At 73.3% G+C, this 20,709-nt stretch carries 19 protein-coding genes; 7 read left to right on the plus strand and 12 right to left on the minus strand.

Annotated features, from left to right (window positions below; translation table 11 throughout):
- Positions 1-36: 36 nt before the first annotated feature.
- Positions 37-201, minus strand: a complete 165-nt coding sequence (rpmG, locus tag ACZ7GJ_RS20365) for a 50S ribosomal protein L33 (protein ID WP_470753461.1) — start codon at positions 199-201, stop codon at positions 37-39.
- 70 nt (positions 202-271) lie between these two features.
- Between rpmG and rpmB the strand changes: the two genes are divergently transcribed.
- A complete protein-coding gene (gene rpmB / locus ACZ7GJ_RS20370) occupies positions 272-508 on the plus strand; it encodes a 50S ribosomal protein L28 (RefSeq protein WP_470753463.1) in 237 nt (78 codons plus the stop codon).
- Complete coding sequence (gene rpsN, locus ACZ7GJ_RS20375; RefSeq protein ID WP_470753464.1) at positions 508-813, plus strand: 30S ribosomal protein S14; 306 nt, start codon at positions 508-510, stop codon at positions 811-813. Before rpmB ends, rpsN begins: the two co-directional genes overlap by 1 nt.
- Here rpsN and ACZ7GJ_RS20380 read toward each other — a convergent pair.
- Positions 794-1,936: an alcohol dehydrogenase catalytic domain-containing protein gene (locus ACZ7GJ_RS20380; protein ID WP_470753466.1), complete on the minus strand. Its 1,143-nt coding sequence runs from the start codon at positions 1,934-1,936 to the stop codon at positions 794-796. The two genes, rpsN and ACZ7GJ_RS20380, sit on opposite strands and share 20 nt — an antisense overlap.
- Between ACZ7GJ_RS20380 and ACZ7GJ_RS20385 the strand changes: the two genes are divergently transcribed.
- On the plus strand, positions 1,937-2,365 hold the full coding sequence (locus ACZ7GJ_RS20385) for a TetR/AcrR family transcriptional regulator C-terminal domain-containing protein (RefSeq protein WP_470753468.1): 429 nt from the start codon (positions 1,937-1,939) through the stop codon (positions 2,363-2,365).
- Between the two features lie 7 nt (positions 2,366-2,372).
- On the opposite strand, the gene ACZ7GJ_RS20390 is transcribed toward ACZ7GJ_RS20385, so the two are convergent.
- The 3 genes from ACZ7GJ_RS20390 to ACZ7GJ_RS20400 form a co-directional block, all read right to left on the minus strand.
- Entirely contained in the window at positions 2,373-3,476 is a 1,104-nt protein-coding gene (locus ACZ7GJ_RS20390) for a mechanosensitive ion channel family protein (protein ID WP_470753469.1), read from the minus strand.
- A gap of 190 nt (positions 3,477-3,666) precedes the next feature.
- Positions 3,667-4,044, minus strand: coding sequence for a VOC family protein (locus ACZ7GJ_RS20395; RefSeq protein WP_365925467.1), 378 nt, complete (start codon positions 4,042-4,044; stop codon positions 3,667-3,669).
- Between the two features lie 49 nt (positions 4,045-4,093).
- A complete protein-coding gene (locus tag ACZ7GJ_RS20400; protein ID WP_470753471.1) occupies positions 4,094-5,992 on the minus strand; it encodes an ABC transporter ATP-binding protein in 1,899 nt (632 codons plus the stop codon).
- A gap of 139 nt (positions 5,993-6,131) precedes the next feature.
- Here ACZ7GJ_RS20400 and ACZ7GJ_RS20405 point away from each other — a divergent pair, with 139 nt between their 5' ends.
- Complete coding sequence (locus tag ACZ7GJ_RS20405) at positions 6,132-8,138, plus strand: AMP-binding protein (RefSeq protein ID WP_470753472.1); 2,007 nt, start codon at positions 6,132-6,134, stop codon at positions 8,136-8,138.
- Here the strand turns inward: ACZ7GJ_RS20405 and ACZ7GJ_RS20410 are convergent.
- The gene (locus ACZ7GJ_RS20410) at positions 8,093-9,925 is read right to left on the minus strand and encodes a GNAT family N-acetyltransferase (RefSeq protein WP_470753473.1); all 1,833 of its coding nucleotides are present in this window, start codon (positions 9,923-9,925) and stop codon (positions 8,093-8,095) included. The two genes, ACZ7GJ_RS20405 and ACZ7GJ_RS20410, sit on opposite strands and share 46 nt — an antisense overlap.
- Before the next feature lie 96 nt (positions 9,926-10,021).
- Here ACZ7GJ_RS20410 and ACZ7GJ_RS20415 point away from each other — a divergent pair, with 96 nt between their 5' ends.
- Positions 10,022-10,444, plus strand: coding sequence for a DUF350 domain-containing protein (locus ACZ7GJ_RS20415; protein ID WP_365925459.1), 423 nt, complete (start codon positions 10,022-10,024; stop codon positions 10,442-10,444).
- A 48-nt stretch (positions 10,445-10,492) separates the two neighbouring features.
- Here the strand turns inward: ACZ7GJ_RS20415 and ACZ7GJ_RS20420 are convergent, their stop codons facing one another.
- The 5 genes from ACZ7GJ_RS20420 to ACZ7GJ_RS20440 form a co-directional block, all read right to left on the minus strand.
- Entirely contained in the window at positions 10,493-11,722 is a 1,230-nt protein-coding gene (locus tag ACZ7GJ_RS20420; RefSeq protein ID WP_470753475.1) for an acyltransferase family protein, read from the minus strand.
- A complete protein-coding gene (locus ACZ7GJ_RS20425; protein ID WP_470753478.1) occupies positions 11,719-12,762 on the minus strand; it encodes an alpha/beta hydrolase in 1,044 nt (347 codons plus the stop codon). Before ACZ7GJ_RS20425 ends, ACZ7GJ_RS20420 begins: the two co-directional genes overlap by 4 nt.
- A gap of 157 nt (positions 12,763-12,919) precedes the next feature.
- Complete coding sequence (locus ACZ7GJ_RS20430) at positions 12,920-16,246, minus strand: patatin-like protein (protein ID WP_470753479.1); 3,327 nt, start codon at positions 16,244-16,246, stop codon at positions 12,920-12,922.
- 109 nt (positions 16,247-16,355) lie between these two features.
- Positions 16,356-17,036, minus strand: coding sequence for a response regulator (locus ACZ7GJ_RS20435; RefSeq protein WP_470753481.1), 681 nt, complete (start codon positions 17,034-17,036; stop codon positions 16,356-16,358).
- The gene (locus ACZ7GJ_RS20440) at positions 17,033-18,367 is read right to left on the minus strand and encodes a histidine kinase (protein WP_470753484.1); all 1,335 of its coding nucleotides are present in this window, start codon (positions 18,365-18,367) and stop codon (positions 17,033-17,035) included. Before ACZ7GJ_RS20440 ends, ACZ7GJ_RS20435 begins: the two co-directional genes overlap by 4 nt.
- 62 nt (positions 18,368-18,429) lie before the next feature.
- Between ACZ7GJ_RS20440 and ACZ7GJ_RS20445 the strand changes: the two genes are divergently transcribed.
- Both ACZ7GJ_RS20445 and ACZ7GJ_RS20450 read left to right on the plus strand, forming a co-directional pair.
- Positions 18,430-19,377 (plus strand): AEC family transporter, encoded by a 948-nt coding sequence (locus ACZ7GJ_RS20445; protein WP_470753485.1) that lies wholly within the window; start codon positions 18,430-18,432, stop codon positions 19,375-19,377.
- Between the two features lie 41 nt (positions 19,378-19,418).
- The gene (locus ACZ7GJ_RS20450) at positions 19,419-19,817 is read left to right on the plus strand and encodes a hypothetical protein (protein ID WP_470753487.1); all 399 of its coding nucleotides are present in this window, start codon (positions 19,419-19,421) and stop codon (positions 19,815-19,817) included.
- Here ACZ7GJ_RS20450 and ACZ7GJ_RS20455 read toward each other — a convergent pair.
- Positions 19,771-20,688, minus strand: coding sequence for a serine protease family protein (locus ACZ7GJ_RS20455; protein WP_470753488.1), 918 nt, complete (start codon positions 20,686-20,688; stop codon positions 19,771-19,773). The two genes, ACZ7GJ_RS20450 and ACZ7GJ_RS20455, sit on opposite strands and share 47 nt — an antisense overlap.
- Positions 20,689-20,709 lie beyond the last annotated feature (21 nt).

The raw sequence follows: 20,709 nt of genomic DNA on the forward strand, positions 1-20,709 counted from the left end.
GTGTCCTTCAGGCAGGGGCGAGCGGGCGGGCGGGGGTCAGCGCTCTTCGCGGAAGTCGACGTGCCGGCGCACCACCGGGTCGTACTTGCGCAGGGTCATGCGGTCGGGGTCGTTGCGCCGGTTCTTGCGGGTGACGTAGGTGAAGCCGGTTCCGGCGGTGGAGCGGAGTTTGACGATCGGGCGTACCTCGTTGCGAGCCATGCCGCTACTATACGGGAATGGAAACCATTTCCAATAACGATTCCCGTTTCGGGGAGAGGCAGGTCACACCATGTCCGCCCACTGCCAACTGACCGGCGCCCAGCCAGGCTTCGGAAACAACATCTCCCACTCGCACCGGCGGACCTCCCGCCGCTTCGACCCCAACATCCAGCGCAAGCGCTACTGGCTGGCCGGCGAAGGCCGCTACGTCCGTCTGACCCTGAGTGCGAAGGCGATCAAGACCGTCGACGTGATCGGCGTCGAAGCGGCTGTGGCCCGGATCCGGGCCCGGGGGGTGAAGGTCTGATGGCGAAGAAGAGCAAGATCGCGCGGAACGAGAGGCGCAAGGCCGTCGTCGAGCGGTACGCCGCCCGGCGCGCCGAGCTGAAGGAGGTCATGCGCAGGCCGTCGTCGACCGACACCGAGCGGCGCGCCGCCCTGGCGGAGCTGCGCAGGCAGCCCCGCAACGCCAGCGCGACCCGCGTGCGCAACCGGGACAGCGTGGACGGCCGGCCCCGCGGGCACCTGCGCAGGTTCGGCCTCTCGCGGGTCCGGATGCGCCAGCAGGCACACGCCGGATTCCTCCCCGGGGTCACCAAGTCGTCCTGGTAACCCCCGCACACCGCACGAAAGCACGCGGACCCGCGCCCCCACCGAGGCGCGGGTCCGGCCGTCGTAGGTCGGCCCCCGGGGTGGGGCCGGCTCTCAGGCGATGGTGACGACGACCTTTCCCTTCGTGCGGCCGCGCTCGACGTACTTCTCTGCCTCGGCGACGGCGGAGAGGGGGATAGGTCCGGTCGATGGCGGCCCTGACCCTGCCCCCACCGGTCAGGCGGGCCAGGAGTTCCAGGGCCGCGCGGTCCGGCTTGAACAGGGCCCAGCCGTAGCCGCGGTGGCGCCGGGCCTGGGCCAGGCGCCGGCTCAGGAGGGTTGCGGCGGTCTCGGTCCCGCCGCGCAGCAGCCCCTTCTCGTCGACCAGCGGCATCAGCGGATGGACGAGCGTGCCGTAACCGGCGCCGGGTCCTTCCCGCAGGATGGACAGCATGCCCGCCTCCTGCCCCCGGTCGGCGAGGCAGATCGCGTAGTCGAAGTCCTTCAGGTGCCGGGTGAAGTCCTGCGCCCGGTAGTCGATGACCTCGTCGGCGCCCAGCTCGCGGCAGAGTTCCAGTCCCGCCGGGCCCGCGGTCGTGGCCACGTGGGCGCCGAGCGCCTTGCAGACCTGAAGGGTGACCGCGCCGGTGCCGCCCGTGCCGCCCTGGAGGAACACCCGCTTCCCGGCGGCGCTTTCGGGCCGGAACCCCGCGCACCGCAGCGCGGCCCACGCGGACAGGAAGGCGTACGGGAGCGCGGCGGCCTCCGCGTACGACAGTGCGTCGGGCTTGCGGACGACCTGCTCGGCCTTGACCGTGCAGGACTCGGCGTACGTGCCCCGGCTCGACGGCTCCTTGGCCCCGAAGACGGCCTCGCCCGCGCGCAGGTCCGTCACCCCGGGGCCGACTGCCACGATGTTCCCGGACACGTCATTGCCCAAGGTGAGCGGGAAGCCGGAGATGCCCCGCAGCCGCATCAGCCTGCTGCCGTAGCCGCCGCGCCTGCGGCAGTCGATCGGATTGACCGAGGTGGCCCGTTGCCGGACCAGGACCTCCCCGGGGGCCGGGGTGGGTGCCGGTGCGTCGTCTGCGACCTCGAAGACGTCCTGAGCTGCGCCGAACCGGCCGATCACGGCGGCCCGCATATGACTCGGAGTCGTGGGTGCGGTGCTGGAAGGCACACGCTGCGCCGGCATCCCAACGCCCTGCCCCTGCTCGTGGCCCAGGTGCCGGTCGGGCCCAACGGCCTGGCCGTCCGCGAGCGCGTCCTGGGGCTCCTCCTCGGCTTCGGCTTCGGCTTCCCCGTCGAGCTGGCCGCCAGCGCATTCACCGCCATCGGCCACTACGTCGTCGGGTTCGCCGTCCAGCAGCACGGCCCCGGCGCGCCCGGCCCCGGGGACGAACCGCAGCTGCGGGACTACTACCGAGCCCTGGACCCGACCGCCTGTCCGGCCACGACCGCGGCCGCCGACAGTCTCACCGGCGTACCGCTCGAAGAGGAGTTCCGCTTCGGGCTGAGCCTGCTGCTCGACGGCCTGGAGCGCCGGAAGGGGGCCGTCGGCGGGGTGCGGTAGGCCGCTGCTACCGCCCGAGGTCCGTGAGGGTCGCGGGCGCTGCGTCGCGCTGGTGCGGTACGGGCGACGGCGTCGACTGGACCTCGTCCCGCTGGAGCGAGACCGTCCGGGTGGGCGCCGGGATCGAGATCCCCTCGGCCCGGTACCGCTGGTGCAGGCGCTTGATGAACTCGTGCTTGATCCGGAACTGGTCGCTGAACTCGCCGACGCCCAGGATCACCGTGAAGTTGATCCTGGAGTCCCCGAAGGTGTGGAAGCGGACGGCGGCCTCGTGGCCGGGAACCCCGCCGGTGGTGTCGGCCATCACGCTGTCCACGACGTCGAGGGTGACCCGCTCGACGTGCTCCAGGTCGCTGTCGTAGCCCACGCCCACCTGGACCAGGATCGACAACTGCTGTTCCGGGTGGGTGTAGTTGGTCATGTTCGTCCGCGCGAGGCGTCCGTTGGGGATGATCACCAGGTTGTTCGAGAGGTTGCGCACCACGGTGTTGCGCCAGTTGACGTCGACGACGTAGCCCTCCTCGCCCCCGCTGAGCCGGATGTAGTCACCGGGCTGCACCGTCTTCGAGGCCAGGATGTGCACCCCCGCGAAGAGGTCGGCGAGGGTGCCCTGCAGGGCCAGGGCCACCGCGAGGCCGCCCACCCCGAGGGCGGTGAGCAGCGGTGCGATGGACACGCCCACCGTCTCCAGGGCGACGAGAACGCCCATCGTGAGCACCACGATCCGCGTGATGTTCACGAAGATCGTGGCCGATGCGGCCACACCGGTACGGGCCTGCGCCACGGACCGTACGAGACCGGCGACGACCCGGGCCGCGGTGACCGTGGCGATCAGGACCAGCAGCGCGGCCAGAGAGTCGTTGGCGATGCCCGCCAGCCGCGCGGTCAGCGGCAGGGTCGAGGCCGCCACCGCGACGCCCGCGATGACGCAGGCCCACGGCACCAGCGTCCGCAGCGCGTCGACGATGATGTCGTCCCCGCTCCAGCGCGTCCTGCTGGCGTGCTTCCCCAGCCACTTGAGGAGGGCGCGGAGCAGTAGTCCGGCCACGAGGCCCGCGGCCACCGCGATGGAGGCCACCACCCAGTCGTGCAGGACGAGGTCCCGGTTCAACGGACACCCTCCGAGCCGGGAAGGACCGGGGGAACGGCCAGGGGCGCTGCCGCCCGCCGTGTTCGACGTGTCGTCACCATGTTCACCTGTCAGGTCGTGCTGGGCGGGGCCCCGTTCGGGTATTCGCGCACACTCGAACGGGGTGCCATCCTGCCCCATGCGCGGCCGGCCGCGGCGGGCGGGTCCGGGGTCAGCCGGCGGCCGTGCGGGGCTTGGTCTGCTGCACGGCCCAGCCGTTGCCGTCGGGGTCCGAGAAGTAGACGAAGGACCCCCAGGGCATGTCCTGGATCTCGGTCACCTCGATGCCCCTGCCCTTGAGGTCGGCGTACGCCTCCTCGATGTCGGTGACCACGACCTGCATGTTGTCCAGGGAGCCCGGGGTCATCCGGGTGAGCCCCTTGCCCAGGGCGATCGAACAGGCGGACCCCGGCGGGGTGAGCTGGACGAAGCGGATGTCCTCGCTCACGGTGACGTCGTGATCGGCGTTGAAGCCGATCCTCTCGTAGAACGCCTTGGCCCGGTCCACATCGGTGACGGGGACCGCGACCAGTTCGAGTTTGATGTCCATCGCGTACTCCAAGATCGGCAGCGGCCCGGGGGCCCGGGCCTGTCGGCCATCATGCTCCCGAGGCCGTCGCGGCGCCGTCCGACGCGTCCGCCGGGGCGAACTGCGTGCGGTACAGCTCCTCGTACCGCCCGCCCGCCGCCAGCAGTCCGGTGTGCGTGCCGCGCTCCACGATCCGGCCCTCCTCCACGACCAGGATCAGGTCGGCCGCCTGCACCGTGGACAGCCGGTGCGCGATCACCACCGCCGTCCGGCCGGCGAGGGCCTCGCCCAGTGCCTCCTGGACCGCCGCCTCCGACGTGGAGTCCAGATGGGCGGTCGCCTCGTCGAGGATCACCACCCGCTGGCGGGCCAGCAGCAGCCGTGCGATCGTCAGCCGCTGGCGCTCCCCGCCCGACAGCCGGTAGCCGCGTTCCCCGACCACCGTGTCCAGTCCGTCGGGCAGCGAGGCGACCAGTCCGTCCAGCCGGGAGCGCCGCAGCGCCTCCCAGATCTCGGCCTCGTCCGCGCCCGGCCGGGCCAGCAGCAGGTTGGCCCGTACCGACTCGTGGAAGAGGTGGCCGTCCTGGGTGACCATGCCGAGCGTCTCGCGGATCGAATCGGCCGTGAGGTCGCGTACGTCGATCCCGCCGAGGCGGACCGCGCCGGCGTCGGCGTCGTACAGCCGCGGCAGCAACTGCGCGATGGTCGACTTGCCGGCGCCGGAGGAGCCGACCAGGGCGATCATCTGGCCGGGCTCGGCGCGGAACGAGACCTCGTGCAGCACCTGCGTACCGCCGCGGGAGTCGAGGGTCGCGACCTCTTCGAGGGAGGCGAGCGAGACCTTGTCGGCGGAGGGGTAGCCGAAGGAGACTTTGTCGAACTCCACCGCGACCGGCCCGTCCGGCACGCGGCGGGCGTCCGGCTTCTGGGAGATCAGCGGCTCCAGGTCGAGGATCTCGAAGACCCGCTCGAAGCTGACCATGGCGCTCATCACCTCGACCCGCGCCCCGGCGAGCGCCGTCAGCGGCGCGTACAGCCTGGTCAGGAGCAGGGCGAGGGCGACGACGGAGCCGGCGTCCAGGGTGCCGCGCAGCGCGTACCAGCCGCCGAGCCCGTAGACGAGCGCGAGGGCCAGGGCCGAGACCAGCGTCAGGGCGGTGATGAAGGCCGACTGGGCCATCGCCGTACGGATCCCGATGTCGCGCACCCGGGCCGCCCGGGCCGCGAACTCCGCGGACTCGTCGGCCGGCCGCCCGAACAGCTTGACCAGGGTCGCACCCGGAGCGGAGAACCGTTCCGTCATCTGGGTGCCCATCGACGCGTTGAGCGCCGAGGCCTCCCGCTGCATCCCCGCCATCCGCGCCCCCATCCGGCGCGCGGGCAGTACGAACACCGGCAGGAGCACCAGCGCCAGCAGGGTGATCTGCCAGGAGATGCTCAGCATCACGGCGAGCGTCAGCAGCAGGGTCACCAGGTTGGCGACCACCCCCGACAGGGTGTTGCTGAAGGCCCGTTGCGCACCGATCACGTCGTTGTTGAGCCGGCTGACCAGCGCCCCCGTACGGGTCCGGGTGAAGAACGCGACCGGCATCCGCTGCACGTGGTCGAAGACGGCCGTCCGCAGGTCCAGGATCAGCCCCTCGCCGAGGGTCGCCGACAGCCGCCGCGTGAGCAGGCCCAGGCCCGCTTCGGCGACCGCGATCACCGCGATGAGGAGGGCGAGGCGGGTGACCGTACCGCTGTCCCGGCCGTCCACGATCGCGGTGACGACCCGGCTCGCCAGGACCGGGGTGGCCACCGCGAGGAGCGCGGTGACCACGCTCAGCAGCAGGAAGAAGGTGAGCCCGCGGCGGTGCGGGCGGGCGAAGGCGGCGATCCGGCGCAGACTCGCCCGCGACAGCGGCCGACGGTCCTGCTGGGCGTTCATCGCGCTGTGCAGCGATGTCCAGGCGGTGACTTCCATATCCATGGCTGAAACGCTATGACCTCAACCAAGGTGGAGGTCAAGCATTCGGCTCGACCTCGCACTCCGGAGTCCCAACTCCAGCCCGTATGAGGGATTTTCGCGTCTACGGACCGTTGTCGGTGCCCGGTGGCATCATCGGTCCATGACGCAGGGATCCGAGTTCAAGCGCTCCGGTGAGCGCACCGTCGACACCGTCCTGCACCGCTTCGAACAGTGGGCCCGGGACACCCCCGGGGCCCCCGCGCTCATCGCCGGCCCCGACAGCCTCGACTACGGTCAACTCGACGCCCGGGCCAATCAGCTGGCGCACCATCTGATCGACTCCGGAGTGCCGGCCGACGGCCTCGTGGCCGTGGGTACGGCCCGCCCGGCCGAACTCGTCATCGCCCTCCTCGCCACCCTCAAGGCGGGCGCCGCCTACGCCGTCCTCGGCGTCGACGTCCCGGGCACCGGGCGGCAGCAGCTCGCAGCGATCGAGCCGTACGCCCTGCTCGCCCACGGCGCGCAGCAGGCCCGCCTCGACGACGGCAAGGGCCTGCGGACGATCCGCCTCGGCGCGGAACGCTCCGAGATCGCGGGCCGGCCCACCGCGTCCCCGGCCCGCTCCGCCCCGGGCCGCACGGCCGCCGTCCTGTTCACCGGGGGCGCGCGGTCCCGCCCGGTCCCCGTCGGCCACGACCGCCTCCTCGGCGCCCACGAGGCCTGGGCCGAGGTGGCCGCGCTGACCCCCGAGGACCGGCACCTGATCACCACCGGATCGGACGTCACCGCCTTCGCCGCGGGCTGGACCCGGGCCCTGTGCTCGGGCGGCGCCCTGGTCCTGCCCGAGCGCTCGCCCTGGACGGCCGAGGCGATCCGCCGCGCGGTCGAGGCCGAGAAGGTCACCGTCGTGCACACCCACCCGGCCGGCGCCGTCCAACTGCTCCTGCGCGACCGCCAGGCGTCCGCGGCGCGCGTCCTGGACAAGACCGACGAGGCCCTGCGCTCGCTGCGCATGGTCACGGTCACCGGGGACCGGCTCTTCCTCGACGAACTCGCCGCTCTGCAGGCCCGGCTGCGGACCGGCGCCCGGCTGCTCGACGTCTACGGGCTCGCCGAATCAGCCGGCGCCGGAACCTGGTTCGAACTGCCCCAGCTGCCCGGCCCGCAGGACGACTCCGAACGGCTCTCGCTGATCGGCACCCCCTTCCCCGGGTACTCCGTGGCCCTGCACGCCGGGGAGCTGCGCCTGACGCCGCCCGACGGCGGCGACGCGATACCCACCGGGGACCTCGCGGGGCTGCGCCCCGACGGGCTGCTGGAGTTCGGGGGCCGGGTCCGCGACCGGATCACCGTCGCCGGGCGGCCCCGGGACCCGCATCCGCTGGAGTCCGCCATCCGCACCCACCCCGGCGTGGGCGGCGTGCTCCTGGCCGCGGTCGAGGGACGCGACGGCGCGCGCGGACTCGCCGCCTACATCTCGCCGCCGGCCGACACCACCGCCTGGCCACCGGGATCCGAACTGCCGGAGCTCGGGGAGCTCCGCGAGCACCTGGTGGGCAGGATCCCGGCGGCGCAATCCCCCCGGACCGTGGTCAAGCTGCGTTCCCTGCCCCGCAACCGGGCCGGTCAGGAGGACCGGGCCGCGCTCCCGCTGCCCGTCCGGCAGGCCGAAGCCGCCCGGGGCGCCCACAGGGGGAAGTACGGGAAGTACGGGGCCTCGGTCGGCGACGACCTCGTCACGGGGTTCGGCTTCGGCTGCGCGGTGCTCGTACTGGCCTTCTTCACGATGCTGCTCACCGACGTCCTCTGGCCCGGATCGACGGACCTCACCGGTGTGCCGCAGCCCTGGGCCACCTTCTTCTCGGTCCTCTACCTGTTCGAGTACGCGGCCTTCGCCGTCGGACTGCTGTTCCTGCTCTTCGGCCGCTCCCGCATGCGGCCCCGGAGGCACGCCCCGACCCTCACCAAGACCGCCCACCTGGCGGTGGCGTACCTGCTGCTCGCCTGGTGGCCGCAGGACAACTCCTACCGGCTCGCGGCCAAGAACGACTGGGCGCTCCAGGCCGCCCTCGTCTACGCCTTCAACGTCCCGTTGATGATCGCGGGGGTCATCGTGGTCCGCTACGTCACCCTCAAACCGGCCTCCGTCTTCGACTTCGAGGACTGAGCCCGGTCCGGGTCCGGCGGGTCGAACATCGCCCCCACCGCCAGGGCCCGCGCCCGCACCAGGGCCTCGGCCGCGTCCAGCACCTCCCCGCTGTACGCGGCCACCAACACGCCCAGCCAGGGCGCCGGCTCGAAGGCACCGGTCGGGATGGCCGGCACGAACACCGCCCCGAGCTCCGTACATTCCCGGGCCAGCGCCTCGCACAGCTCGTCCAACTGCGCTTCGGGGAGCCTGGCCCCCAGCTCCACCCGATCGGCGATCCGTACGAGGTGCCCCGCGCCCCGCAGTTCGTCCAGCCGGGCCGCCACCATGAACGCGATGGACGGCCCCGTCAGCCGCAGGTTCGTCTCGGTCGGCGCGAGCCGGCCCGCGCCGTCGGCGACGAAGTCCACGTCGAACCAGCCCCGGTAGCCCGCCGCGGCCAGCTCCCGGCCCACCGCGTCACCGAAGGCCAGCAGCGCTCCCTCCACCCGCCGCGGGACCACACCGGGCCCCACGGTCGCCCCGCGGTAGCCGCCGTCCTCCACGTCCATCACCGCCCCGCCGACCTGGTGCACCCGGCCCGCGTCGTCCACGAAGCCGTCGTACGTGAGGTCGCGCGGCGCACCGGGCTCCGCCGGGCCGTGCACGTACTCCTCGACCAGCAGCGGGCCGCGCGGCAGCCGCCGCAGCACGGCGCGCGCCCCGCCCGCGGCCCTGACCTGCGCCGGGCTCACCACCGTCGTGCCCGAACCACCGACACCGTGCTCCGATTTGAGAACGGTGCTCTCATCCGCCCCCGCCCGGGCGGCCAGCTGCCTGACCGCCGCCCGCCGCGTCGCGGCCCGCCACTGATCGGGGAGGACGATCCCCGGATGCCCGCCCGCCGCCAGGATCCTCCCGAACAGGGCGTGCGCCGCCGCCTTGGACTCGTACCGCAGCTCCCGCGGCCGCCACGGCCGCCCGGCCAGGCGCGCGAAGGGCTCCGTGAGCCCCCACGGTACGAGCGGCAGCCCGGCCCCGGCCAGCCGACCGGCCAGCGCCGGCCGCGCCCGTACGACGTCCGACAGCCCGGGACCCCGCTCCACCAGGCCGTCGTACACCTCCACCTCCGGCCCCCAGTCCAACTGTCGGCCCACCAGCCCGATCCAGCCGCTCGGCACCGCACGCGGCAGCACCAGCGCCGCCGGGTAGGGGCTGTAGAAGGCGGCCAGGCAGGCGTAGTGGTGCGCGGCCCGCTGCTCCCGGTCCAGGGAGGCGTCGGCGAACTGTGCGTTGAACTCGGCGACATTGCCCACATGCACGGCCGGAACCCCGCCCGTCCAGGCCCGCACCCAGGCGGGCGGCGGTACGGGCGCCACCTCGAAGCGCACCAGCTCGCCCGGGCCCCCGCCGCCCGGGCTCCCGCCGCCCGGGACGGCGACGGCGCCCATCGCCCGGTAGAAGCCCGCGGCATGCGGATCGGAGTCGATCAGCAGGGTGCGCACCCCGAGCCCGGCGGCCCGCCGCACGGCGTCCCGGTACAGCAGCCGCCCGAAGCCCCGGCCGATGGCGGACGGCTCCACGAACAGCAGCCCGAGCCGGGCCCGCGGCCCGTCCCCCTCCAGCGAGGCCACGGCCCGCACCACGCCCTGCGTGTCCTCGGCCACCACGATCCGGCGGGCCGTCACATCGGCGGCGTCGATCGAGAGCTCCGGCGCGATGGCGGCGAGGAACCCCGAGTCGTACCCCCAGTGGGCCTTGGAGCGCCGCACCAGCTCCGTCAGCGCCCGTGCCTCATCGGCCCGCGCGGCCCTGACCTCTGCCATTTCCCGACCTCCCCGTCGTCGGGGGCAGGGCCGTGCGATAGATTCGGCCACCCCCAGGGCACATCCTTTCCCCATCACGCGCAGACAGGCTTCTCAATGAGCGACATCATCAATGGACTTGGCCGCACCAGCGCCTACGGCGCCCTCGGCCTGGTGCTGCTCATCCTCGGCATCGTCCTGGTGGACGTGCTGACCCCGGGGAAGCTCCCCAAGCAGATCTGGGAGGAGCGCAACCGCAACGCGGCGCTCATGCTGAGCTCCGCGCTCCTCGGCGTCGGCGGCATCGTGTTCACCTCGATCTGGACGACGTACGAGGACTTCGGCAAGGGCCTGCTCTCGACCGCGGCCTTCGGCGTCCTCGGCCTGGTCCTGATGGCGGTGGCCTTCCTGGTCCTGGACTGGGTGACGCCGGGCAAGCTCGGCGCGATCGTCGTCGACCCCGAACCCCACCCGGCCGTCTGGGTCACGGCCTCCTGCAACCTCGCCGTTGCCGCCATCGTCGCGGCCTCGATCGCCTGACGGCGTTCGCGCCCGGCTCCACGGTGCTCGCGCATCGCGCATCGCGCCTCAGGCCAGACCCAGCGCGAACACCGTGAAGCCCGCCGCCAGTACCGCCGCCACGGTCCGCCGGACCGTGGCGGACCGGCGCCCCTCCCGCGGCGGGCTCTCAAAGCGGCGGGCGTAGCGCGCGATGCCCACCAGCAGCACCGCGAACACCGGCATCCAGGCGAGCCGCGCCACGATCCAGCCCAGGCTGTCCGGCGCCGTCGTCAGCCCCGCCAGCCCGTCCGCGAACGAGGCCGGAACGGCCGCCGCCAGCATCGCCGTCTGGTGCCAGCACAGGATCGTCATCGCACACAGGTTGACCACGACCACCGGCGCCCACAGCGCGGGCCGGGCCAGCAGCCGCGCCAGCCGGTCGCGCAGCAGGATCGCCGCACCCGACTGGGCCGCCGCCAGGGCCAGGACCAGCAGCGACGGCGGATGCGAGTTGGTCCGCGCCGCACCGGGCACCCCGACCATCGACGCCGGGTAGTGGAAGACCGCCAGCAGGACCGCGAACAGCACCGTCCCGCCGGCCAGCAGCAGCCACGCCCCGCGCCGCCCGATCCGCCGCTCGCCCCACGACACCCCGAGCTGGTACGCGAAGAGCCAGCCCGGCAGGATGTTCAGCAGCGCCAGCCACGAGGGCACGGCGTCGGCGAGCGGCCCGTAGCGCAGGAAGTCCACCACCGCGACCGAACCGATCAGCGGGGCCGCCGCCCAACCGCCGAGCCGGTGCGCGGCGCGCACGCAGTACGGGGTCAGTGCGGTGACCGCCACGTACACCCCGACGAACCACAGCGGCTGGATCACCAGCGTCGCCCCGGTCCGCAGGGTGGCCTCCGGGACCCCGGCCGCGTACAGCACGGGCGCGGCGAGCGCCCAGACGGCGGTGACCCCGAGCACCGGGCGGCCCAGCCGGACCATCCGACCCTTGAGCCACGCGCCGACCGAGCCCGTCCGGCGCCGGTAGGACAGCACCGAGGCGTAGCCGCCGACCAGGAAGAAGATGCCGAGCATCTGGAGCACCCAGCTCGCCGGAGCCAGGGCGCCGAAGGTGGAGAGCGGGCTGGCGTTGTGCAGGCCGCCGCCGGAGTCCAGGGTGAAGCCGCCGAGCAGCCAGTGCCCGGTCGGCACGGCCAGCAGCGCGAGCGCGCGCAGTCCGTCGACGGCCCGGTCGCGGTGGGCGGGGGTCTGCCGCTCGATCCGGTCGGCGGTCTTCTTGAGCCGGGTGAGGGCGCGCGGCGTCGTCATCGGAGCTCTCCCTTCGCGATGGCGGCGAAAGCGGCCAGGGACTGGGTGCCGGGGGTGAAGTAGCCGGTGTGGCCCTGGACGTCGGCGGCGGGCACCCGGCGGGCGCCGAAGTCCGCCGAGGTGGGGTCGGCGCCGTGCCCGATCCCGGCGAACTCCACGTTCGGTACGTCGGCGATCCAGTCGGAGGGACCCCGGGCCGCCCACACGCGGGCCCCGGTGTGCAGGTCCGCGGCGGTGTCGGCGCGCATCCCGGGGGAGCCGAAGGCGACGATGTCGGTGGCGTCCGTGTGCCGGGCCGCCAGCCCGCAGACCACCGAGCCGTAGCTGTGGCAGAAGAGCACCGGGTCGGCCGCGCCGACCGCGTCGAGGCCCTCGGTGAGGCGGGCCAGCCGGACCGCTCCCGCCTCGGCGAGCCGCCCGTCGGCCGCGTCGAGTCCGACGCCGACCGGGGTGGTGTAGCCGGTCCACGCGACCACGGCGGTGCCGTCGCCGGCCGCGGCGCGCAGCGCCCTGGCCATCCCGGCGGGCCCGGTGGCGGGCTTGCGCTGCGCGTCGTGGTTGGTGGCGTCGTTGTCGGAGCCCGGTACGACCACCGAGACGTGCGCCGCGTGCTCCAGGTCTCCGAACACCTCGGCCACCTGGCCCCGGCCGCGCGGGTCGAAGGCGAGGATCTGCCGGTCCGGCGCGCCGAGCGAGGCGTAGCGGGCCTCGCCCGTGGCGGCGACGGCGAGCCGGTTGGCCTCGTACCGCAGGGGGAGCGGAGCCCCGTCCAGGTTGCCCACCACGAGCGGGTGGGAGCGTACGAGTGTCTGCCGGGCGGCGGCGTCCAGCCCGGCGAAGAACCGGGCCACTTCGCGCGGAGCGGTCCGGGCGGGGTCGGGCAGCGGCTGCCCGCCCACGGTGTCGGCCCGCCAGGCGGCGCTGCCGGGCGGCGGCCCGGTGACCGCGCTCTGGCTGTCGCCGGACGCCCATCCCGCGGTCCCCCCGACGACGGCCAGTGCCAGCGCGGCGGTGGCCATCGTCCTTCCGAAGCGGCGCATGCCCCTTCTCCCTTCCTCGCGACGAGCTCCGTGGGGAGCCCGGTGACGAGGAGGAAGGTAGGAAGGAGGTACCGGCCCGGACGTCGGACCGTGGAGCCAAGTCGGATGTCATACCCCGGTAGGGGGTGGAGGAGGCGGGGGCCTTGGTGTGGCTACCTCACCGACGCCGCTTGAGCCGTCTGTGGAGCTTCTTCACCGGCATCAAGGCCGTCCTCGTCAGCCGGCCGAGCCCGCCGTTGATCAGCACGCTCAGTACGACCAGCGCGGCGAGGGCGATCAGGGGATGCCAGACGGGATCCCGCAGCCACGGCAGCGCATGGTCCGCGACCCAGCCGGGCTCGGGGCCGCCCGGAGCGGGCGCCCCGGCGGCCTCCCCGGCGGCTTCCCCGAACAGCCAGTGCCGTCTCAGGGTCGCGCCGATCACGACCAGAGCCGTCACGGACAGGGCCAAGAAGGCCGGCAGGACCCGCCGGCTCAGGGACCAGGCGGCGAAGCACAGGAGGAGCAGCCCGATGGCGAGGAGTACGGCCGCCGTGACCCCCAGGAAGGCGTCGTCACCGCGCAGGAAGACGACTCCCGCGACCATGGCGATCACCCCGAGGAGGGTGAGCAGCCAGGACGAGCCGTTGGTGAGGCCGGTCGCCCGGTAGCCCGTCATGGTGACGGTGCGCGCGGACGAGAAGAAGGGCTTGACCGAAGCGGGCGGCTCCTTGGCCCCGGTCAGGGCCGCGGTGGCCGTGGCCAGGGCCTTGCCCACGGTCCGGGTGAGGAGGGGCTGGCCCCGCTCCTGCTCGAACGTCTCGTCCGGGACCGGGCAGCTGTCGAGCCGTTCCGCGAGGGCCTCCGCCGTCGCGGGCGCGGGTGCGGCCGCAGTCTGCAGTGAGGACCTCATGAGCTTGCGCTGCTCGCGGCTCCACTTGCGGCTGATGGCCGATCTGGAGGCGACCTGGGCCGCCACCAGCACCGCGTCCGTACCCCCGGCCTCCATGAGCACCTTCCGGGCCCACGGGTCGTGCCGGGTGGCGGGCGTGGCGATCATGTGCTGGGCGATGACCGGCAGTTCGTGCGCGGCGATCCACTGCTGCCAGCGCCGTGCCACCCACAGGGAGGTCAGCGGGAGGCTCCCCGGCACGGGCACGTCGGGGTCGTCCAGATACGCCAGCTCCTCCAGGACCGCCTCGGTGGTGAGGAGCTTCTCGGGCTCCCCGGGCCGTTGGACCGGCCAGCCCTGCGGGTGGGTACCGTCGAGCAGGAGCGCGCTGAGCTGCCCGTAGAACCATCGGGACCGGGCGTTCACCGGGACCGGGGTCAGTTCTTCGGCCAGTGCCAGGATCCGCCGCGGATCGAGCAGCATGTGCACGAGCCAGCCGGCGCCGTCCACCCGGCCCCAGGTCCAGTCGTTCGCCCGCCACGAGGGCTTGTAGAAGGCCCCGAAGTGGTGCAACTGCGTTCCGGTGAGCTTGTCGGCCGCGGTGGCCCGCCCCGGTGCGAGAACGCTGCGGGTGTCCGCGCTGACCTGGATGAGCTCGACGTGCTGCTCCACCTCCATGCCGACGGGCAGTACGGAGCGCGTGGCGACGTGCAGTTCGAGCAAGGAGGCCGCGACGGCCCGTGGGTCCTCGGGGAGGAAGGCCAGATAGGACGCGAGCTCGCGCGCCGCCCGGCGCCGTAGCTCCTCCGCCGTCTGGCGGCCGAAGGGGTTCGTCGTGTCCGGCTCCGGACGGGAGACGTCGACGAGCCCGCGCAGCTCGGCCACGATCGCGGCCAGGCGTTCCCAACCGTCGCGGAAGGAGCCGTGGGCGGCGATGACGGGTTCCCTCAGCTTCTCCTCGTAGCTCCTGGCGAGCGATGCGGCCACCTCGTGGAGGGCGGGCCGGCTGCCGTCCGCAGGGAGCTGGAGTGCCGTGAGCTCCCGGTCGACGAGGAGGTCCGTGTCCGGCCGCGGCCCGGGGACGAAGGCTTCGTGGGTCCGGCGGGTCAGGACCGACAGCGCGGCCCAGTCCTGAGGACTGCAGACGTACGCGGCCCGCAGCATCGCCAGCACCGTGGCCTTGGCGCCGTCGAAGGCGGGTCGGCCGAACGCCGCCGGGTCGTCCCTGGAAGCGAGGACCCAGCCCGCCGAGACCGCCTCCGCCGCCTTCTCCCGGCAGTCCTGCTCCGCACTGCGCCCCGGGGCCAGGGCGTCCAGCCACGCCCGCGGCATGTCGTTCTTCGGCATCGTCGTGACGGCCCGCATGAGCGAGGCGATCACGGGCCGGACGAGCCAGAACGCCTCCCGGGTCCGGTAGTCGGCCAGCATCCCGCCCGCGTCCGTCAGCAGACGGCCCGCGGCGCCGTGCGTCGTGGCGATCTCCGCGATGCGCAGCCGGGTGTCGCGGATGGAGTCGACGCGGTCGTTGTGCCGCCTCAGGGCCGTGAGGTCCGCCCTGATGCTCTGGCCCAGGATGCTGCCGAGGTCCTTGCGCAGCGCCTGGTCCAGGGTCCAGGGACGGTCGAAGGACTCCTTGTCCGGAGGCGCGTCGCGCGGATCGGGCGTCTCGCCCGGAGTCGGGACGACGTACAGGAGCACCCGCCGGACCTGGCGTTCGGCCGGAGCGTCGAAGACGGACTGGAGCAGCGGGCCGAGCGGCCGGTTCGCGAGCAGGCCGCCGTCGGCCACCCAGTGATCGCGGGTGATGTTGGCGAACCGCTCCATCGGCGGGTGCCTGGGCACCTTGGAGCCGACGGCGGGGACGCCCTCCTTGAACGGCACGAATCCGGGCTCGAAGGCCCCGGGGTACGAGGCGCTGCAGCGCGCCGCGAGGGCCACGCGGTGGTTGGCCTCGGAGTTGGTGAGGGCCGCCTCGTCGAACACGAACAGCCCTCGGCGGTCCACGTCCTGGACCAGGGTCCCCAGGCTGTCGGTGAACCGGCTGGTCTCCCCGGTGAGGAGCGTGGTGGTGATGAAGACCTTGGTGCTCTGCCCGGCCACGCCGAGGTCCTCGGGCAGCTTGTAGGGGGGATCCAGCTTCTTGAGCGTCCGGATCCCCTCCAGCAGTTCCTTGAACAGCACGCCGTTCCCCTGGAGGAGGGAGGGCGGCTTGCGCTCCTTCGGGTCGCGCAGCAGCTTCTCGAAGGACCCGGACTCCAGCCAGAACTCCCGCAGCGGACCGAGGTCGAGGGATTTCGCGCGCGCGAGCCCGAGCAGAGCCCCGTTGATGCCGCCCGCGCTGGTCCCGGACAGCATGTCGATGCTGACCGTGATGTCGAGGAGGCCGAGCAGGCCGACGTAGAGGTTCCTGACCTTGCCGTCGGCATCGGGGGGATCGACCCGCTCGTACCCGCTGCCGACGGCGACGTGTCTGCTCCAGGCCGCCTGTTGGAGCAGGTTCATCTCGCGTGCGACGCCGCCCATCCAGACGGCGAGGCTCACTCCTCCCGTCATCGCGGTGGCGATGCGGATCTCCTGGGTGTGGGCGTCGACCGGCTTCAGCTTCTCGTCCATGCCGCTCCTCCGGAACGGAGTGATCTCCTGTCCAGGCAGCAGGCTCCCGCAGCAGCAGGCCTTCAGAGCTCCGACACGGCGGGAGCTCCGGGTGAGAGGGAGCGCGGCGTCAGGCCGAGTCGCCCGGGCGGACCAGGCCCGCCTCGTACGCGAAGATCACCGCCTGGGCGCGGTCGCGCAGGTCGAGCTTGCCCAGGACACGGCCGATGTGGGTCTTCACCGTCTGTTCCGCCAGCACCAGGTGCCCTGCGATCTCCTGGTTCGACAGCCCGCGGGCGATCAGTTCCAGTACCTCGGTCTCACGCGGAGTCAGGCCGTTGAGCCGCAGCGCCGGGTCCTTGCGCGGGGCCGGCCGCTGCTGGACGAAGTCGGCGATCAGCCGCCGGGTCACCGAGGGCGCCAGCAGGGCCTCGCCCGAAGCGACCACCCGGACCGCCGCGATCAGGTCGGCGGGCGGGGCGTCCTTGAGCAGGAAGCCCGAGGCGCCCGCGCGCAGCGCCTCGTACACGTAGTCGTCGATGTCGAAGGTGGTCAGCATCAGCACCTTGGGCCGGTGCACCACCCCGGGCGGCGGGTCGAGGATCTCCCGGGCCGCCGTCAGCCCGTCCATCTCCGGCATCCGCACGTCCATCAGCACCACATCGGGGTGCACGGTGCGCGAGACCTGTACGCCCTGCCTCCCGTCGGGCGCCTCGCCCACCACGTCGATGTCGGCCTGCGCCGACAGCAACGCGGCGAACCCGGCCCGCACCATGGCCTGGTCGTCGACGATGATGACGCGGATGGTCAACTGGGCTCCTCGTTCAAGCGGGCGGCCCCGTCAGGGGAGACCAAAGGGAGGCGGGCGGCGACCCGGAAGCCGCCGTCGGGCAGCGGACCGGTGTCCAGCGTCCCGCCCGTCAACCGTACGCGCTCCCGCATCCCCACCAGACCGTGGCCGGTGCCCGAACTCTCCAGCTCCACCACGGCCTCGCGCGCCGGGCCGTTGACCACCAGCACGAGGATCTCGTCCTCGTCGACGGTCACCGAGACCCTGGTCCGCGCCCCGGGTGCGTGCCGCACCACATTGGCCAGGGCCTCCTGCACGATCCGGTACGCCGACAGGTCCACCGCCGGGGGAGCAGCCCCGGCCGCCCCCGCGGCCAGGGACAACTCCACCGGCTGCCCGGCCCGTACGGTCGTCTCGACCAGCTGCTGCAAGCGGCTCAGACCCGGCTGCGGGGCACGCTCCCCGCCGGGACCGTCGCCCCCGTCGCCGCGCAGCACCGTTAGCAGCCGGCGCATCTCGCCCAGCGACTCCCGGGCCGAGGCGGCGATGGTCGCGAACTCCTCCTGCACCGGCGCCGACATGCCGGGCAGCCGGTACGGAGCCGAATCGGCCTGCACGGTGATCACCGACATGTGGTGCGCCACCACGTCGTGCAACTCGCGGGTGATCCGCGCCCGTTCCTCCAGCAGCGTGCGCCGCGCCCGCTCGGCCTCGCTGATGACCTCCTGCTCGGCGATCCGCCGCTGGGCCTCGCCCAGCCCGCGCAGCGCCCCGGTCAGCGCCAGCACGACCCCGCTCAGCACGAACAGCAGCGCGACCGTGTCGATCACCCCGGCGGGCTTGAAGAAGCCCAGCACCACCCCCACCGCACCGGTCGCCAGCCACACCCCGATCAGCGTCCGGATCGACTCGCGCAGCCCGAGGCACGCCATCAGCAGCAGGTAGCCGACGATCACCATCGGCGTCCACGGCCAGGAGTGCCGGGCCACCTGCTCGGCGTGGATCAGCACCACCGCCCCGACCGTGTCCGCGAGCAGGATGATCAGCCACGCGGCCAGCGGCCGGGTCACGGCGAGCAGCAACGGCACCGTCTGCGCCACGCCCAGGGCGCCCGCCCAGCCGCCGGCCATCGCGTAGTCGTTGCTCAGCACCGTGATGGTCACCGGCACCAGGGTGATCACGAAGACGGCGGTGACGAGGTACGGCAGATGCCGCTGCCAGGCCTTGGGCGCCTGCGCGAACAGCGGCTCCGCGGCCCGCGCGGGCGTGCGCAGCGCCGCCCCCAGCGAGGCCAGTGCACGGGGCCCGCGCGGCCCGCGGGCCTTGGCGGGGGTACGGGGTGTGTCGCTCATGATCGGTCCACCCTATGCGTACGGGTAGGCTGCACGCGGTCGATCACGGGGGAGCCGTACGCATGGGCGGGGCAGCAGCACTGGAGAAGCTGGTGCCGGTCCTGCTGGCCTTCGGCGGCGGGGTGCTGCTCGCACGCCGCAAGACCGTCCCGGCCGACGCCTCCAAGGCCTTCGCCGACTACGCCTTCCTCTTCGCGGTCCCCTGCTACCTCTTCGGCAACATCTACGCCGCCGACCTCGCCGCCCTCTTCGACTGGCGCGCGATCGGCGCCTACGCGGCCGCCGCGGCCCTGGCCGTCGTGGCGGTGGCCCTCGCCGCGAGCGCCTACGGCGTGCGGGAGCCCCGAGCCGTCGCGCTGCGCGTGATGGCGGGGGTCCAGGTGAACACCGCGTACTTCGCCGTCCCCGTGTTCATCACCTTCTTCGGGACGGCGGCGCCGATATTCCCGGTGCTGCTGTTCCAGGTGTGCGTGCTGTCCCTCGTCGTCATCGCCATCATGGAGCTGGGCCGCGCGGGCCCCGGCGCCGGCGGCCCCGGGCGGCGCCTCGCGCGGGCCGTCGGCGCCTCGCTCGCCACCCCGCTGGTCCTCGCCTGCAACGCGGGAATACTGCTGAACCTGCTGTCGGTGCACGTACCGAAGGTGGTGCTGGACGGGGCCGCGTTCGTCGGCGGCAGCGCCTCCCCGGTGGCCCTCTTCGCCCTAGGCCTGCACCTGGGCGGCCTCGGCCTGGACGTCCGGGGCACCACCCGCGAGGAGGCCGCCATCGTCGCCTTCAAATGCCTCGGCTTCCCGCTGCTGGCCTGGATGGTGTGCGGGCCGCTCTTCGGGGTCCGCGGCGACTGGCTCACGTACCTGGTCCTGATAGCGGCGATGCCGACACCGCAGAACCTGTTCATCTTCGCCCAGCGCTACGACGTGGGCGTGGACCTCTCCGCCTCCATCGTCATCAAGAGCTCGGTCGTCTCCCTCCTGCTGCTGCCGCTCTGGCTCCAGGCCGTCGCCCCGTGAGACGGGTCGTTCCCCCGGCGGGCCCCGCTCGTTGACCCGGCATGGAGCTGCCGACCATCGCGGCGCCCGGCGTCGGTGAACGGGCCGACGCCGTGGCCGATGCCGCCTGCCACCTCCACGACGCCGTCGCGCCGTGGGGCCCCGCCGCGCCCGGGGCGTGGAGCCGGAGCGCCGCCGAGGACGCCGCCGAGGCCATCGAGACCACCGCGCACGCGCTGACGTACGCCCATCCCGGCGCGGAGGTGATCCTCGCGCCGGTCCACGCGGCCCTCGCGGACCTGCGCCGCCAGCTGGGCCTCGCGCCCGCCGACCCGCTGACCGCCGACGGGCTCCCGGCGCTCCCGCGCACGGTCGGGAACCCGCGCCGCACCCGGTGGGTCCGTCAGCAGGTCCTCACCGCGCCCGCGCCCCGGCAACCGCCTTCCGGTACAACTCCTTGACCTCCGCGCCGAAGTAGGAGCTGTACGAGATGTCGGCCGTGTCCCCGCCCGTCTTCCAGCCGCCGATGACCCCGACCACGTCGCCGGTCTCCGTCCGCTCGTCGTACCGGGTCAGGAACGGGCCGCCGCTGGTCCCGCCCGGGTAGCCGGTGCAGGCGATCCGCAGGAACGATCCCGGGATCTTGGGATCGGAGCTGGTGAACTTCGTCGTCTTGTTCACGCACAGCCGCGGGCGCGCCGCGGACGCCGGATAGCCGATCAGCGACACCTTCGGATGGGCGTACGTGGCGCCGGTGACCAGCCGGTTCCCGCCCACCACGTCCTCCACGGGGAAGCCGTCGGCGTCCGGGCCTACCTGCGCGAAGGCCACGTCGAGGGTGGCCCCGCGGTCGGCGCCCAGGCTGCGGTAGCGCGGGTCGATCCACACCTTCGACTTCCCGGCGGCGTCCCGCAGGACCGGGAACATCCCGTACGGCTGCGGGTTCGCGGAGGTGTACTGCGGTACGAAGGCCACCTGCCGGGCGTCCGTGCCGAGCAGGCAGTGCGCCGCGCTCAGCACCAGGTCGTGGCCGGGGGAGGCGACGACGCTCGCGGTGCAGAAGTACGCGCCGCCGCCCTTCATGACGAACATCCGGCCGACGACCGGGATGCCGTCGAAGTCCTGGCCGGTGCCGTTGCCGGCCGCGGCCTGCCCGCCGCGGGAGATGGGCACGGCCGAGGCCATCCGGTCGGCCGTCCAGAAGGACTCCGCCTCGCGTGCCGACCAACTGCCGGCCGGCGGCTGGGCGCTGCCGGCCTCGGCGACCGGCAGGGGGCCGCCGGGCAGCAGCAGGGCGGCCGTCGCCGCCGCCACCGTCAACGCACGTCGCATGTCCGTCTCCTCTTCGTCGCT

The organism is Streptomyces sp. NPDC037242 (assembly GCF_055604165.1).

Coding starts and splice junctions, on each gene's coding strand:
- rpmG (WP_470753461.1), bottom strand. CDS start 201: ATGGCTCGCAACGAGGTACGCCCGATCGTCAAACTCCGCTCCACCGCC.
- ACZ7GJ_RS20410 (WP_470753473.1), bottom strand. CDS start 9,925: ATGGCAGAGGTCAGGGCCGCGCGGGCCGATGAGGCACGGGCGCTGACG.
- ACZ7GJ_RS20380 (WP_470753466.1), bottom strand. CDS start 1,936: ATGCGGGCCGCCGTGATCGGCCGGTTCGGCGCAGCTCAGGACGTCTTC.
- ACZ7GJ_RS20440 (WP_470753484.1), bottom strand. CDS start 18,367: ATGAGCGACACACCCCGTACCCCCGCCAAGGCCCGCGGGCCGCGCGGG.
- ACZ7GJ_RS20425 (WP_470753478.1), bottom strand. CDS start 12,762: ATGCGCCGCTTCGGAAGGACGATGGCCACCGCCGCGCTGGCACTGGCC.
- ACZ7GJ_RS20400 (WP_470753471.1), bottom strand. CDS start 5,992: ATGGATATGGAAGTCACCGCCTGGACATCGCTGCACAGCGCGATGAAC.
- ACZ7GJ_RS20415 (WP_365925459.1), top strand. CDS start 10,022: ATGAGCGACATCATCAATGGACTTGGCCGCACCAGCGCCTACGGCGCC.
- ACZ7GJ_RS20455 (WP_470753488.1), bottom strand. CDS start 20,688: ATGCGACGTGCGTTGACGGTGGCGGCGGCGACGGCCGCCCTGCTGCTG.
- ACZ7GJ_RS20395 (WP_365925467.1), bottom strand. CDS start 4,044: ATGGACATCAAACTCGAACTGGTCGCGGTCCCCGTCACCGATGTGGAC.
- rpmB (WP_470753463.1), top strand. CDS start 272: ATGTCCGCCCACTGCCAACTGACCGGCGCCCAGCCAGGCTTCGGAAAC.
- rpsN (WP_470753464.1), top strand. CDS start 508: ATGGCGAAGAAGAGCAAGATCGCGCGGAACGAGAGGCGCAAGGCCGTC.
- ACZ7GJ_RS20385 (WP_470753468.1), top strand. CDS start 1,937: ATGACTCGGAGTCGTGGGTGCGGTGCTGGAAGGCACACGCTGCGCCGG.
- ACZ7GJ_RS20450 (WP_470753487.1), top strand. CDS start 19,419: ATGGAGCTGCCGACCATCGCGGCGCCCGGCGTCGGTGAACGGGCCGAC.
- ACZ7GJ_RS20405 (WP_470753472.1), top strand. CDS start 6,132: ATGACGCAGGGATCCGAGTTCAAGCGCTCCGGTGAGCGCACCGTCGAC.
- ACZ7GJ_RS20420 (WP_470753475.1), bottom strand. CDS start 11,722: ATGACGACGCCGCGCGCCCTCACCCGGCTCAAGAAGACCGCCGACCGG.
- ACZ7GJ_RS20430 (WP_470753479.1), bottom strand. CDS start 16,246: ATGGACGAGAAGCTGAAGCCGGTCGACGCCCACACCCAGGAGATCCGC.
- ACZ7GJ_RS20445 (WP_470753485.1), top strand. CDS start 18,430: ATGGGCGGGGCAGCAGCACTGGAGAAGCTGGTGCCGGTCCTGCTGGCC.